Genomic DNA, 15887 nt, shown 5'->3' with positions numbered 1-15887 from the left:
GATGGTTATGTTTTTATAATTCAATTGATTACCCGATCATGAGGATCAGTCCATGCTCTATCTCTACTCTCCTGAGCAACAGGATCATTATCACCATCTGCTGCAAGAAGCGCTGCCTGATTGGTCAATTGCCTGCTGGCCACAAGAGATCAATGCCGAAGCGGTGACACATGTCGTTGCCTGGAAACCACCGGTCAATTTCTTCCGTCGCTTTCCTAATCTGCAGGTTATTTTTACGCTGGGTGCAGGAGTAGATAAATTTCTGCAACGGGATGACATCCCGGAACATGTCACTATTATCCGGCTGACCGATGCCGGTATGGCACAGCAGATGACCGAATATGCGCTCTATGGTTTGCTGCACTATCAGCGGCAGATGGATATTTATCGCCGGCAGCAGCAGGCCGGAGTCTGGCAGCCACAACCCACCCGTCTGGCGAAAGACACCCGGGTCACCATTCTGGGGCTGGGTCAGCTGGGTATGCAGGTCGCGCAGAATCTGGCGCAACTGGGTTATCCGGTCAGCGGCTGGAGCCGGCAACCAAGAACGATCGACAATGTCCGTTGTGTGCATGGTTGTGCCGCGCTGGATGCTTTGCTGCAGGAAACCGATGTCCTGTTCAGTGTCTTGCCTTCCACCACTGAAACACAGCACCTGCTGAATGCACAGCGTCTGGCCTTACTGCCCAAAGATGCCGCGCTGATCAATGCCGGACGCGGTACACTGATCGATCAGGATGCCCTGCTTGATTTACTGAATCAGCAGCATCTGCGCTTTGTGCTGCTGGATGTGTTTGCGGAAGAGCCGTTACCGGCAGCGCATCCATTCTGGCAGCATCCGTCCGTACTGATCACACCCCATGTCGCCGCGGATACCATCCCCGGAGAAGCGGTGGCACAAATTGCCGCCAATATGCAGGCACTGGCCAGCGGAAATCCGGTGGCAGGCAAAGTCGATCGCCACCGCGGATACTGATCCAGCAGGACAACAGCATAGAGACCACGGTGAAAATACTTTATATTCCACCGTAGTCTGATTGCACCAATCCCCCCGACCCTATTTACCGGAGAAAACAAGATGGAAAATCAATGGGCAATTTGCCACGTTGACAGCTCATTTGACGCTTCATTGCTGGGTAACAGAGGTAGCCAGTGGCATTGGTTTCATAGCCGCGATGACCTGATCGAATATTTACTGAATGAATATATCTATCTGCTGGCAGATGCCGGTGAACTGGATGAAGAGCAGGCTGAAAGTGCCCGGGAACGCTTTGAGCTGCTGATAGAACAAAGTCACGATGACACCGTTCTGGCAGAACAGTTAAACGATCTCACCGACAGCCTGCGTCGCATTGTCTGGTTCGGCACACTGGCACAACTGGCAGAAATCGATGACGAGTTTGCCAACGCACTGCGCAGCTATTTCTGGAACGACTACGGTGATAACGAAGATGATCCTGAAGCGGCGGTGCCGGAAGAGTTATGGCCTGAATTTGCCGATACTATTGATGAGTTTCTGATTGAAGGCGAATACTGCTGATATTCTGCCGATAGCCATGTTGATTAATGGCTAAGACGCTGCCCGGACGTGTTCTTGTCCGGGCAGCAAATTAAGCAGAAATTAACGAATAGCACCGGTGGCCAGGTTAACCGTACCATTCTTCCACACAGGAATGTTTGGCAGGAAAGCGCCAACATCGACCGATGCTTTCACCGCATACGGCACTTCCTGCTGCAGCGGATTGCTCAGCAGAGCATTGGCCAGCGACAGTCCATTCATCAGATCAGCCACTGCTTCGATTTCCACATCCTGCTCGCCATGAGCCGGAATAGTCGGCTGATTCTGGCTGTTACCGGATACCACCTGCTGACCAGACAAGGCCACGGTGTAATTCACACCACGGATCGGCAGTGGGATCGCATTCGGGTTCTGTACATGCAGACCAATCAGAAAACGCATATTCAGCCCCTGCCCCGGCAGTACCTTCACTGAATTCACTGCCACGGTCGGCGTTTCCAGTTTCGGCTGCAATGCGGCACAGCCCGCAAGCGTTAACGCTACTCCGGCCAGCACATATCGGCACCACTTCAACATACCACTACTCCTGTTATTACAACTTTGTTTTTTTGTTTACAACATCCCGGCCTGACTGTCACACCCGTCATGCCAGTGCTTTTGCGACCAGCGCTTTCTGCTCATCCGGCAACGGCAAACTCAGCGCTGCCTCGTGACCTGCATCTGACATTTTACGCCAGGTTTTCTGCAGAATATCAATCAGTTTGGCTTCATCATGCGCCTTGGTAAATTCAGCGAAATAATACTGCAGGAAAACCAGACAAATCACATCTTCCAGTGTCTGGCTCTCCTCATCGCTTTTCATCTTCTCTTTTTTCAGTAATGCCGCCACCCGTTCACACATCGCGGAGTCATACCCTTCCGCCAGCATGATTTCGGTTGCCCGGGCAGCATGGCGTAATTTCAGATCGCTGCGCCATTGCAGATACCCTTTGCGATCGAGCGAATAGTGATCACGGGGCAAGCTCCAGCGTTCGATATGCTGACTGCGGGCTGCCAGCTGTAATGCTTCTGATGCCTGCGGACAAAACGCCTGCAACATCCGGCTCATACGGCTGGCATATAAGACTTCGTAAGCAACGGTCTGACCGTTTTCGTCTGATTCCTGACGCGGATCATGCGCATTGGCCTGATCAAAGGCGGCGATAGTGCGCTTAAACCGTAAATCCGTATTCATTTCAGCAGACATAATAGCCTCTCATCCAACTATAAGAACCCATCTAAATAATAACGTATCTTGTTTACTTCACCTACCGGCACATGCGCCCGATGAATTCCGGATGATTACGGGATTTTTCGCTGATATGCCGATCGTTTTATGGCATAGTATTGCGCCATTATTGGTCGCGACCCTTTTCCAAGGAATACCCGGGGATGAAACGTAAGATCCTTCTGACTGACTGCCCTGATGCTCAGGGTCTGATCGCAAAAATTACTTATATCTGCTACAAGCACCAGCTGAACATCATTAAAAACGACGAGTTCGTGGATCATGTGGAAGGACGTTTCTTCATGCGTACAGAGCTCGAAGGACGTTTTAATGACGAAACGTTGCTGGGAGATCTGGACGATGCTCTGCCACCGGGTTCCAAACGCCGTTTAGTTCCGGCCGGTAAAAAACGTGTCGTGATCATGGTGACCAAAGAGGCTCATTGCCTGGGTGACATTCTGATGAAATGTTACGAAGGCGCGCTGAACCTTGATGTGGTTGCAGTCATTGGTAACTACAATGTGCTGGCCGACCTGACCGGCAAATTCAATATTCCGTTCCATCACGTCGGCCACGAAGGTCTGAGCCGTGAAGAACATGAAGCCAAAATGCGCGTCATTATTGACGAATATGCACCGGAATATGTCGTGCTGGCTAAATATATGCGCGTACTGACACCCGGTTTTGTGGCGTCATACCCATACCGTATCATCAACATCCATCACTCATTCCTGCCAGCCTTTATCGGTGCCCGTCCTTACCAGCAGGCATTTGATCGGGGTGTGAAAATCATCGGGGCAACCGCCCACTTTGTAACGAATGATCTGGATGAAGGTCCGATCATTGAACAAGGCGTGATCCGGGTTGACCACAACTTCTCCGCTGAAGATATGGCGAAAGCCGGTCGTGATGGTGAACGTTCCGTGCTGAATCAGGCATTAACATCCGTATCCGAAGAACGTGTCTTTGTTTACGGTAACCGGACTGTCGTCTTCAAATAAAAAACAACGGCGGAGTTCAAGCTCCGCCGTTTTGTTTCTGCAGCTCCCGATCAATAAGGCACTGCTACCCCATTCGCTGACAGCTTACCGTTTACCATGCGGATCTTCGTTGAGATATGCCCTGCCATATCCTGTTCCAGATACCCGTCAGAGAGTAAATCCGGCAATGTACCGGCAACGGAAGTAAACTGCTGCGCCAGTGTCTGCGCTATTTCTACCGATAGATCACCCTGCAGCAGCGAGCGCATCGACGCCACCTCATGCACCTGCGAAATATCAAATGGCCGGGTCGTCAATTCGCCATGAATTTTAACCGGCTGGCGATTCAGTTGCAGATTAAAGGGGTCTAACCGAAAATGAACACCACTGCGGGTAATCAGATTAAGTCCGGCTTTCCACTTCGCGATATTGTCTGCATCCAGCCCTGAATTCATCAGTAAAGCTTCAACCCCCTCGCGGTTAACGCCCCCCAGGGCAAACCCGGTTTTAAGCTCACTGAGCTGATAATCATTCTGCGGGCTGCTATAAGACAGGCTTTGAATATCCGAGTGACTATTCACATCAACCACACTCAGCAGGCCATCACGATTTTCCCGGATATCCGCCAGCCAGTGCCACTGTTTCAGCTGCAACTGACGATCGGGCTGACGTAACTCCAGCTGTTCCAGATCCAGTTTTGCCTGCGGCATCAGCCACAGGCCATCATTGACCGTCAGTTTGCTTTCCAGTGTCAGATTCGACAGCTTGCCTTGCTCGCTGTTTCTGTCGTCGCGCCATTCCATGCCCTGCCATACCACAGCAAGATCGATCTGTTCTGTGCCGGAGAGCTTTGCCTGTATATTCAGCGGAGAAACCAGCCAAGTCTGTTCATCACGCAACCAGTTCCACTGCTCCATATTCAGGCCGGCAACGATATCACCGGTATAGCTGTTAATTTTCCAATAGATATCATGAGGAATATTCAGTTTTTCAGGAAGATTAGCAAACGAGCCGCGTTGCATATTGATACGGGCTTTCCCCTGAATAAAACCAGGGAAAATCGAATGCTGCAATTCGATATACAACTCCAGAGTACCCTGTTGTTGTAACCAGTTCCGGAGCTGATTATCGCCGTTCAGAGAGGGGGAAATAGTGAGTAACTGCGCGGGTTCGGCAATCAGCAGATGCAGCTCCGCCTTGCGTGTGAAAAGACTCTTTTCCTGATCAAACCAGCTGGTCGCAATGCCTGGCGTTTTACCGGCACTCACCAACCAATCAGCTAACCGGCGATCAACCTGATAGCCCGTAAACCAGGTCATTGCCAGCAGGAATAACAGAGCGCCGCCAACCGGCAGAAACATCCATTTGAGGTATTTATGCATGTGCACTTCCTTTATGATGCAGAGCCAGACAACTCTTGCCCGGCAGCACCATAAAGGAGTGATATTACAAAGCTATGACATTGAGACTAAAGTCTGAAAGTTATTCACTCTGAGTCCGGAGGTCTTGCAACGGGATAACCTGACCGTTAGCCGTCAGTTCCCCGCCGCGTAACTGCATATTACTGCTCAGGCCGGTACTGGCTGTGCTGATAAATCCCTGCTGCTGGTATGTGGCCAACTGCTGGCGCATCTCTGCCGGCAAGGCAAGTACGGCCTTCGACTCAGCCGCAATAGTCAAATCACCCTGCAGCATATATCTGAGCGGATTGGGCGTATCCGCTGCACTGGCCCGCATCAGCTGTTCGACTTCAAACGGCAGTGACTCCAGTTTACCGCTGGCGGTGACCATCCCGTTATTGAGCTTCATACTGCTCGGGGCAAGTTCAAGCCGCATCGTTTTGGTCGTGATCTTATTGAGACTCGCCATCATTTTAATAAAATCCGGGGTTTCGGCCTGAGCCAGCTGAGCAAGTTCTTCCATCCCCTGCTTGTTCAATCCGGAAAAATTCAGTCCCAGCGAAAAATCATCAATATTGAAGCGTTCCTGCTGCGTATCAAGATAAAGCTTGGACAGCGAAATCCGTTGCTTCATGTTCAGCGTGATGCCAGTTTCGGAAGGTGATTCATCCATAACGGTATCAAACCGTAACTGTCCCATTTCTACTTTACCATCGGCACCAGAAGAACGTATGCCATTCAGCTGCATATGCCCCTCCGGCGAAATCCAGATGCCGGAAAAATTACGTAACAATGCAATGCCATCCAGCGGCATGATCTCCAGCTCACTCTGTCCCGGCTGTTTACTGGTGGCGGTTACCCCCTCCCAGGCATAATTGAGCTCCAGCTCTTCACGCATGTCGCCATCCAGCGATACTTCGGCAGCCCCCACATTTACGTTCTGTTCCGGCTGTGTGACAGACCAGCGATCCATACTAAGCTGCAGATTAAAATCCTGATTATAGGCTTTGTATATCCAGGTCATCGAAATAGGTAATGAAACCGGAACCGCCTTCCGTTGCACTAATTCACTTGCGGTACCACGGGACATATCCAGCGTGGCTTCACCTTTGACAATGAACGGAAACATGCTGTTGGAAACATTAATGAACAGATCCAGCGGTTTCTGTTTTTCTTCTGGCAGTGGCTCGGCCATCTGTTCCTGCACTCGCTGCAACGATTCAGGATCACCACTATCCACCGGTCCGGCTTTCAGATTTTCCTGCATTTGCTCATTGAGGACGACCAGATGCAAGACGCCACCACGGGAAAACGGCAGCGATGATTTCGGATACCAGCTGGCACGCATCACATGACTGCGGTTGATGTGCTCAACACCGGCCTGAACATATTCATCCAGTTTCTGAGCGGTATACCAGCTGGATGCCGCCGCCGCTACGCATCCGGCGACAGCCACCCCCACAACGGTAAGTATAATTTTTGAACTCATGAAGTGATCCCTCTTTTTATTTTTTCCACGATCCCAGTCTCTCTCACAGCCCCGCAAATATCACAGCAGCGGACTAAATAAATAGAAAACATTTTCCAGCATACGTTGTATCCATGACCGCTCACGCCACTCCGTCAGACGCAGCCGTTTTCCTTGTTGAATATAATCCTGTTGCAGCCCTTTTAGCATAGTTGCAAATGAGTAATCATCTATCAATAAAGTTGATTCAAAATTAAGCCACAGGCTACGACGATCAAGATTTACGGTGCCAATCAGAGCGATCTCATCATCTACCAGCACACTTTTGGTATGCAATAACCCTTTACGAAAACGGTATATTTCGACACCCGCGGCGAGTAATTCCTCCAGAAATGCATTACAGGCAAAACTGACCATACGGGAATCATTACGCTCAGGAATAATCAGCTGCACTAAAACTCCGCGGGCCGCAGCAGACTGCAATGCAGCCACCAGCGGATCATCCGGCACAAAATAAGGCGTGGTCAGAACCAGACTGTGTTCAGCCTGATAGATCGCCTGCAGCAGGATCTGCTGGATACAATCCCCGCCGACAAAAGGGCCCGACGGTATCAGTTGCACATGATGCCCTTTCTCAACCCAGTATTCAGGCTCATGCGGCCGGGCATCCAGCAACCGTTCACCCGTTTCCATTTCCCAGTCACGCACAAACAGAGACCACATAACCGAGACGACAGGCCCCATCACACGGACCATGACATCGATCCATTGCCCGACACCGCTGGACTGTTTAAACAGTTCCGGATCCACCAGATTCATTGAACCGGTATAAGCAATCTGCTCATCAATAATCACCAGCTTGCGGTGCATACGCAGATCCTGGCGATGCAGCGGCATCCGCCATGTTTTTACTGGTAACACTTCCACAATCCTGACACCGGCATCACGCAAACGTCGCGGCCAGCCGGTATCGAAAAATTCGGCACTCCCGACTGAATCCAGCAAAATCCGGCAATCTACCCCGCGCCGTACAGCCTGGATCAGTGCCTCTGCCACCGCATCAGCACGTCCGCCTTCCTGCCAGATATAGAATTCCAGATAACAGGAGATCGTTGCCTGCTGAATATCCGCTATCAGCTGATCCAGTATCGTTTCCGGCTCTGAAAGTAAGGTGACACGATTGCCGCCCAGCAGTGGCATCCCAAGCCGGGACTGAATCAACGCAACCAGAGGATTCGCTTTAGGTGACGGAATGACCGGCTGATGCGGGAAACCAGCGACCAGATTCTGCAGCCAGCTGATATAAGGGCGGTACATAGCCTGAGCCAGCTTAGCCCTGCGCCGGCCTAAGCGTATCTCTCCCAGGATCAGGTAGGCGGAGACCCCCACGACCGGTATCGCCAGAATGAGTGCCAGCCAGGCCAGCGAGACACCGATCGGACGTCGTTTCATGATAACCCGGAGCACGACACCAACGACCAGCAAGGCATAAAAACCAAACACCAGAAAACCGAATAAGTTATACAACACATCCAGCAAGGTCATCTGTGGCCGCATTTAATTATCCTTATATTTCCCGCTCTGGTATGACGTGCAACGAATGCTATGATGAGCCCGCACTTAAGTTATTTTATAAGGCGATATCATGTTGCATGCTCTTCTTTTGACTCTGTCCCTCAGCAGCCAGACCGGCGGCCCTATCGATATTACAGAACAAGAACTTACCCGGTATGTAAATCAAAAAGCCAAATATGAACAGCAATATGGCCTGCCTGGCCTGTTTGATGTCGATGTCAATATCGACACCATGCAAGTTCGTCTTGGCCGGCAAAAAGCCGGGATGGCCCAGGTGCAGGGTAATGGCCGCTTTACTCTTAGTTTACCCGGTAAACCGGCAGTAGATGGAACGATACGTGCCGATTTTGAGGCAAAGCCACGATATCATTTACAAAATGGTGCTATCTATCTCGACAATTTCACACTGACCAGCTATGAAATTAAACCAGCAGAAGTTCAGCAACAGTTTGCCCCCCTGGTTGGCTATCTGGTGCAGGGATTACAAAGCCGGTTAGAACAACAGCCAGCCTATCAGCTTAATACTCAGGATAAGGAACAGCTCTGGCTGAAACAGCATGTCACCCGGTTTGAACTTCTGCCGGGCAAATTACGACTCCACACCGATAACGCAGGATCAGTTGAATGAATCCACCGCACCACCCTCCGGCACCGTTTCTGCTGCTCTGGCTGATGTTGTCCGCGTTGCTGCTGGCAGGTTGTCAGAGTCAGATATCCGAACCTTACTCATCCGGACTGAGCGACCCGGCCTATGCACGCTCAGCACTGTATGAGCAATATCAGGAATGGAAAGGTGTTCCCTACCGGGATGGCGGGGAAAGTCGTTGGGGGGTTGATTGTTCTGGTTTTGTTCAGCTCACTTTTCGTGAACAGTTCGCCATGCAGCTGCCGCGGGATACCGGCAGTCAGGCACAGCTCGGACGTTCCATTTCCACCCGTCAGTTGCGCCCCGGTGATCTGGTCTTTTTTCATATCGGGAAACGAACCCGTCATGTCGGGGTAATGGTGGAAAAAAATAAATTCCTGCATGCATCAACCAGCAAAGGGGTGATGATTTCCGATCTGAACCAGCCGTACTGGCAACGCTATTACTGGCAGGCCCGCCGCCTGGCTCAGTAGTGATAAAAACGATCACTGCCTCCCTTCTCAGGCGGTGATTTTCAAACGAAAAAAAAGCCGCTCCAAAAGAGCGGCTTTTTCCTGGCGTGGATATACGGATTACCCGATAAACACACGTGCGTTACGGAACATACGTAACCATGGGCTGTTTTCACCCCATTCGTCTGGATGCCATGAGTTCGCAACGGTACGCATTACACGCTCCGGATGCGGCATCATGATCGTCACGCGGCCATCTGTCGTGGTCAGACCAGTAATACCCGCAGGTGAACCGTTCGGGTTCAGCGGATAACGTTCAGTCGGCACACCGTAGTGATCGACAAACTTCACCGCAACAGTACCACTGTTCTGCAATGCAGACAGGTGATCCGCATCGCGCAGTTCAACACGGCCTTCGCCATGAGAAACCGCGATCGGCATACGTGAACCGGCCATACCCTGGAAGAATACCGAAGGTGAAGGCTGAACTTCCACCAGACTGAAACGCGCTTCAAAACGTTCGGATTCGTTACGTACAAAACGAGGCCACAGCTCAGCGCCCGGGATCAGATCATGCAGGTTAGACATCATCTGGCAACCGTTACAGATCCCCAGTGCAAAGGTGTCATTGCGATGGAAGAAGCTCTGGAACGCATCACGTGCACGGCTGTTGAACAGGACAGACTTCGCCCAGCCTTCACCAGCACCCAGTACGTCACCGTAAGAGAAACCACCACAGGCAGCCAGACCCTGGAATTCAGCCAGATCAAGACGACCTTCCAGAATGTCACTCATGTGCACGTCAATCGCACTGAAACCGGCACGGTCAAATGCCGCCGCCATTTCGCTTTGCGAGTTCACACCCTGCTCACGCAGAATAGCTACTTTCGGATAAGCACGTTTCGCGATAAACGGTGCAGCCACATCCTGATTCAGATCGAAAGTCAGTTTCACGTTCAGACCCGGATCATTCACATCCAGTTTCGCCTGATGTTCAGTGTCAGCACAGGCTGGGTTATCACGCATACGTTGCATCAGATGCGTGGTTTCCGCCCAGATCTTACGGAAGTGAACACGCGGTTCAGACATCACGATGTGATCATTACGGACAAAGCACAGTGTGTCTTTCTGGTTCAGCGTACCGATCACGAAAGAGTTTGCCGCCAGACCATGACCCGCCAGCGTATTCAGCACGGCTTCTTTGTCTGCACGGGTAACCTGAATGACAGCACCCAGCTCTTCGTTAAACAGCACAGCCAAATCATCAGAAGCCAACTGATCCAGTTGTACGCTGATACCGGTTTTACCGGTAAACGCCATTTCAGCCAGAGTCACAAACAGACCACCGTCAGAACGGTCGTGGTAAGCCAGCAGCTTGCGTTCAGCAACCAGTGCCTGCATCGCATTGAAGAAGCCTTTCAGCTGAGCAGGACAATCCACATCCGGCGCTTTGTCACCCAGTTGCTTGTAAACCTGAGCCAGACAGGAAGCACCCAGACGGTTCTTACCGTTACCCAGATCGATAAAGATCAGGTCGGTTTCACCTTTGTCAGTGCGCAGCTGTGGGGTCACGGTATTACGTACGTCATCCACACGGGCAAAGGCAGTAATGATCAGCGACAGCGGTGCAATGACCTCTCTCTGCTCATTACCCTGCTGCCAGCGGGTCTTCATCGACATAGAGTCTTTACCGACCGGTACAGTCAGCTCCAGCTCAGGACACAGTTCTTCGCCCACCGCTTTCACGGCGGCATACAAACCGGCATCTTCACCTGGGTGACCTGCTGCAGCCATCCAGTTAGCGGACAGCTTGACGCGTTTCAGTTCACCAATTTGTGCAGAGGCAATGTTGGTCAGTGACTCAGCAACCGCCATACGGCCAGAAGCGGCATGGTCCAGCAACGCCAGCGGAGAACGTTCACCCATTGACATCGCTTCACCGGCATAGGTGTCGTAAGAAGCGGCAGTCACCGCACAATCCGCTACCGGGATCTGCCAAGGGCCAACCATCTGATCACGGGTTACCAGACCGGTTACGGTACGGTCACCAATGGTGATCAGGAAAGTTTTTTCCGCCACTGTCGGCAGGCGCAGAATACGTTCAGCCGCATCCTGTACCGTCACGCCGGAAAGATCCAGCGCTTTACCCTGTGCCTGCTGAGTCGTCACATCACGATGCATTTTAGGTGCTTTACCCAGCAATACATCCAGTGGCATATCAATCGGATTGTTGTCGAAATGGCTGTCATGCAACGTCAGATGCGGTGCTTCGGTTGCTTCACCAATCACGGCATACTGAGCACGTTCACGACGGCACAACTCTTCAAACAGCGGCAGCTGATCAGCAGCCACAGCCAGAACATAACGTTCCTGCGATTCGTTACACCAGATCTCCAGTGGCGTCATGCCCGGTTCATCATTCGGGATCGCGCGCAGCGAGAAGTTACCGCCACGGCCACCGTCATTCACCAGTTCAGGCATCGCATTCGACAGACCACCTGCACCCACGTCGTGGATAAACAGGATTGGGTTGTGTTCACCCATCTGCCAGCAACGATCGATCACTTCCTGACAACGGCGTTCCATTTCAGGGTTTTCACGTTGTACAGAAGCAAAATCCAGATCTTCAGCAGATTGACCGGAAGTCATCGAGGACGCAGCACCGCCACCCAGACCGATGTTCATCGCCGGGCCGCCCAGTACTACCAGTTTCGCACCAACAGAAATTTCGCCTTTCTGCACGTGCTCGCCACGAATGTTGCCTAAACCACCCGCCAGCATGATTGGCTTGTGATAGCCACGGATCTCTTCTCCGTTATGGCTTGGCACTTTTTCTTCATAGGTACGGAAGTAACCCAGAATATTCGGACGACCGAATTCGTTATTGAAAGCGGCACTGCCCAGTGGACCATCAAGCATGATGTCCAGTGCGCTGACGATACGGCTTGGCTTGCCGAAATCCGTTTCCCACGGCTGATGATGACCCGGGATCTGCAGGTTAGAAACAGTGAAACCACTCAGACCTGCTTTTGGCTTGGAACCACGACCGGTTGCGCCTTCATCACGGATTTCACCACCGGAACCGGTAGCAGCACCCGGGAACGGAGAAATCGCGGTTGGATGGTTATGCGTTTCCACTTTCATCAGGATGTGGATCGGTTCCTGATGATATTGATATTCGCCGGTTTCCGGGCTCGGGAAGAAACGACCCGCTTCGCTACCTTCCATCACAGCCGCGTTGTCTTTATAAGCAGACAGCACGTAATCGCCATGTTGTTCGAAGGTATTTTTGATCATCTTGAACAGTGATTTATTTTGCTTCTCACCGTCGATGGTCCAGTCGGCATTAAAAATCTTATGACGGCAGTGCTCAGAGTTAGCCTGCGCGAACATATACAACTCGATATCGTTCGGGTTACGACCAAGTTTTTTGAAGCTTTCCAGCAGATAGTCAATTTCATCTTCTGCCAGTGCCAGACCCAGCTCAATGTTGGCTTTCACCAACGCATCACGGCCACCAGTCAGTACATCAACCGTAGTCAGCTGACGAGGTTCATGATGTGCAAACAGTGCAGTTGCCGCATCCAGCTCGGCAAACACAGTTTCCATCATCCGGTCATGCAACAGCGCAGCGATAGTTTTTTGCTGTTCTGCAGTCAATGCATCCGCAGTAACATAGTAGGCGATACCACGTTCCAGACGGTTGATTTGCTTCAGACCGCAGTTATGCGCAATGTTTGTTGCTTTGGATGACCAGGGGGAGATGGTGCCAGGGCGGGGAGTAACCAGAACTAACAAACCTGTTGGTGTGTGTTCCGCGATGGTCGGACCATACGTTAACAATTTTTCCAGTATTACCCGTTCCGCCTCCGCAAGGGGGGCCGAGACATCGGCAAAGTGCATATATTCAGCATAAACATCATGCACAGGTAAGGATTTTTCAGCAAATGCATCCTTCAATTTGCTGATACGAAACTCGGATAGCGCAGGCGCACCTCGTAAGATTTCCATGTTGCCAGTTCTCTCACTAAGTAATAGAGGGGGGAAATTGCAGTTGGCGTATTATAGGAAGGCGGGTGGGTTTCTGTCGACCGAAAAGCAGCGTTCTGTCACGGAACAACACGATTAAATGTCAGATCGCCACTTAAACGATGTAACAAGCTGCGCTTTTCTCTTTTCATTCACATATTGGATGTGTTATCACTAATCAAATAACAACAAGACAACAATGAAAGAGGGGGAAGCCCTATGTTAACCAGACGAAGAATTCGTTTACGTAAAACTCCAAGACTGCACAGCGGCGTTAGACGTCTCGTAGCCCGTATTGCCCGGCACCGGAAGACATTACACCGCCACCGTTCGTTCTTTCTGATCTGCGAACAAGTTTGAATTCAGCAAACGCCGTTTGTCGTTAGAACAAACGGCATATCCGCTCTCTCAATCAAGGTTTAACTGGCAATACAATCCCCGTCGGATCCTGCAATAAAGCAACCAGTTCATCTTCGCCCCAGACTGGTACACCCAGTTGCTGTGCTTTTTCCAGTTTGGAACCCGCAGCTTCGCCGGCGATGACCAAATCGGTTTTTGCCGATACAGAACCCGCTACTTTAGCTCCCAGCGCCTGCAAGGCCTGTTTAGCTGCATCACGGTTTAATTGTGACAACGTACCGGTTAATACCAGCGTTTTACCATTAAGCGGTAATGCATCCACAGCCACTCTGGCTACAGGCTGCCAGCTGATCCCTGCCCCACCTTCACTGATCGGCGCCAGTAATCGCTGGATCACTTCCAGATTATGTTCCTGCCGGAAGAAGTAATAGATGTGTTTTGCCATGACTTCACCGACATCCGAGACCTTCAGCAAAGTTTCAACAGATGCATCCTGCAGCGCAGGAAGATCAGAAAAATGCTGCGCCAAAGTCTGAGCGGTGGTTTCACCGATTTCACGGATCCCCAGAGCAAACAGAAAACGGGCAAATGTGGTTTCACGTGCACTCTGTAATGCGTTCAGCAACTTATCAGCCGACTTCTCCCCCATCCGCTCCAGACCCAGTAACTGAGCCTTAGTCAGAGCAAACAGATCTGCAGGCGTGTGCACCAGTTCATGATCGACCAATTGTTCAATCAGCTTATCGCCAATGCCGTCAATATCCATTGCCCGGCGGGAAACGAAATGCTTCAGCGCTTCTTTACGTTGCGCCGCACAATATAAGCCGCCGGAACAACGGGCTACCGCTTCCCCGGGCAGACGCTCTACCTGCGAATCACATACCGGACAGCGCTCAGGAAAATCAATATCCCGGCAGGATGCATCACGTCGATCCAGCACCACATTAACGATTTGCGGAATAACATCCCCGGCACGACGCACGACAACCCAGTCACCAATTTTCACGCCCAGCCGCGTAATTTCATCCGCGTTATGCAAAGTTGCGTTGGATACTGTCACACCACCGACCTGCACCGGTTCTAACCGCGCCACAGGAGTGATCGCGCCGGTACGGCCAACCTGAAACTCAACATCATTCAGGCGGGTCAGCTCTTCCTGAGCCGGGAATTTATGTGCGACCGCCCACCGGGGCGCGCGGGAAACAAAACCCAGCATCTGTTGTTGTGCAATGGTATCAACCTTGAATACCACACCATCAATTTCAAATGGCAAAGCATCCCGTTTAGCCAATATGTCATCGTGATAAATCTGGCAACCTTCCACACCCACTACCTGACGAATTTCATCACACACCGGCAGACCGAATTGTTTCAGATATTGCATACGGGCATAGTGCGAATCAGGAAGTTCCGTCGCCTCATCTACCACACCAATAGCATAGGCATAAAAAGCCAACGGACGCTGCGCGGTGATCGCAGGATCCAGCTGACGCAGGCTACCTGCCGCGGCGTTACGCGGATTAGCAAACACTTTATCACCCCGTACCAGTGCCTGCTCATTCCAGCGTTCAAAACCCGCCTTCGGCATAAATACCTCGCCACGGACTTCAATCCGTGCCGGAATATTATCCCCGCTCAGTCGCAATGGAATAACCCGGATAGTACGGACATTCCGGGTAATATCTTCGCCGGTGACCCCATCACCCCGCGTTGCAGCGCGTACCAGTTCACCCTGTTCATACAGAATACTGACCGCTAAACCGTCCAGTTTCGGTTCACAACAGAATGTAATCGCGTCATTGCTTAATAACCGCTCCTGCACCCGCCGGCCAAAAGCGGCCAGGTCTTCCGCATTGAATACGTTATCCAGTGATAGCATCGGTTGCTCATGCTGAACTGATCCGAATGAAGTCAGAGCAACACCACCCACTCTCTGCGTGGGTGAATTTACATCCAGCCACTGCGGATTAGCTGCTTCGAGCTCCCGCAGCTCATTCATCAGCCGATCATATTCCGCATCCGGTACAGAAGGCTCATCATGCAGGTAATACTCGGTGTTATAGCGCTCAAGTAACTGTTGCAGCGCATGCATACGTGACTGGATTTCATTCATACTGGTTCGTCTCAAATTTGCAGACAACTTAAATTCACAGAAAAAAAATGCGGCCAAAGCCGCACTCAGATATAAATC

12 protein-coding genes are annotated in these 15887 nt (G+C 51.3%); 5 read left to right on the top strand and 7 right to left on the bottom strand.

From position 1 onward, the window contains the following. Positions 1-52 precede the first annotated feature (52 nt). Positions 53-976 carry a 2-hydroxyacid dehydrogenase gene (locus TOLA_RS03315; RefSeq protein WP_012728870.1) on the top strand — a complete coding sequence of 308 codons (924 nt, stop codon included), beginning with the start codon at positions 53-55 and terminating at the stop codon, positions 974-976. A 102-nt stretch (positions 977-1078) separates the two neighbouring features. Next, positions 1079-1540, top strand: coding sequence for a hypothetical protein (locus TOLA_RS03310; protein WP_012728869.1), 462 nt, complete (start codon positions 1079-1081; stop codon positions 1538-1540). Between the two features lie 81 nt (positions 1541-1621). On the opposite strand, the gene TOLA_RS03305 is transcribed toward TOLA_RS03310, so the two are convergent. Both TOLA_RS03305 and TOLA_RS03300 read right to left on the bottom strand, forming a co-directional pair. Beyond that, positions 1622-2095, bottom strand: coding sequence for an LEA/WHy family protein (locus TOLA_RS03305; RefSeq protein WP_012728868.1), 474 nt, complete (start codon positions 2093-2095; stop codon positions 1622-1624). Between the two features lie 67 nt (positions 2096-2162). Next, complete coding sequence (locus TOLA_RS03300; RefSeq protein ID WP_012728867.1) at positions 2163-2765, bottom strand: DUF4202 domain-containing protein; 603 nt, start codon at positions 2763-2765, stop codon at positions 2163-2165. Positions 2766-2950: 185 nt separating this feature from the next. On the opposite strand from TOLA_RS03300, the gene purU reads away from it, so the two are divergent. Beyond that, positions 2951-3787 (top strand): formyltetrahydrofolate deformylase, encoded by an 837-nt coding sequence (gene purU / locus TOLA_RS03295; protein ID WP_012728866.1) that lies wholly within the window; start codon positions 2951-2953, stop codon positions 3785-3787. 50 nt (positions 3788-3837) lie between these two features. Here purU and TOLA_RS03290 read toward each other — a convergent pair whose 3' ends face one another. The 3 genes from TOLA_RS03290 to cls form a co-directional block, all read right to left on the bottom strand. Beyond that, complete coding sequence (locus TOLA_RS03290; RefSeq protein ID WP_012728865.1) at positions 3838-5148, bottom strand: DUF945 family protein; 1311 nt, start codon at positions 5146-5148, stop codon at positions 3838-3840. Positions 5149-5248: 100 nt separating this feature from the next. Then, positions 5249-6655 (bottom strand): DUF945 family protein, encoded by a 1407-nt coding sequence (locus tag TOLA_RS03285; RefSeq protein WP_012728864.1) that lies wholly within the window; start codon positions 6653-6655, stop codon positions 5249-5251. Positions 6656-6715: 60 nt separating this feature from the next. Continuing rightward, positions 6716-8191, bottom strand: coding sequence for a cardiolipin synthase (cls, locus tag TOLA_RS03280; protein WP_148210407.1), 1476 nt, complete (start codon positions 8189-8191; stop codon positions 6716-6718). 88 nt (positions 8192-8279) lie between these two features. Between cls and TOLA_RS03275 the strand changes: the two genes are divergently transcribed. Both TOLA_RS03275 and TOLA_RS03270 read left to right on the top strand, forming a co-directional pair. Beyond that, positions 8280-8837, top strand: coding sequence for a YceB family lipoprotein (locus TOLA_RS03275; protein ID WP_012728862.1), 558 nt, complete (start codon positions 8280-8282; stop codon positions 8835-8837). Beyond that, positions 8834-9328, top strand: coding sequence for an NlpC/P60 family protein (locus TOLA_RS03270; RefSeq protein WP_012728861.1), 495 nt, complete (start codon positions 8834-8836; stop codon positions 9326-9328). Before TOLA_RS03275 ends, TOLA_RS03270 begins: the two co-directional genes overlap by 4 nt. Before the next feature lie 99 nt (positions 9329-9427). On the opposite strand, the gene purL is transcribed toward TOLA_RS03270, so the two are convergent. Beyond that, entirely contained in the window at positions 9428-13318 is a 3891-nt protein-coding gene (purL, locus tag TOLA_RS03265) for a phosphoribosylformylglycinamidine synthase (RefSeq protein WP_012728860.1), read from the bottom strand. 430 nt (positions 13319-13748) lie between these two features. After that, a complete protein-coding gene (ligA, locus tag TOLA_RS03260; protein ID WP_012728859.1) occupies positions 13749-15809 on the bottom strand; it encodes an NAD-dependent DNA ligase LigA in 2061 nt (686 codons plus the stop codon). Positions 15810-15887 lie beyond the last annotated feature (78 nt).

It is taken from the genome of Tolumonas auensis DSM 9187, from assembly GCF_000023065.1.
Classification (GTDB): domain Bacteria; phylum Pseudomonadota; class Gammaproteobacteria; order Enterobacterales; family Aeromonadaceae; genus Tolumonas; species Tolumonas auensis.
The sequence above is the reverse complement of the archived record's forward strand: the minus strand, read 5'-3'. Positions and strand labels throughout refer to the sequence as shown.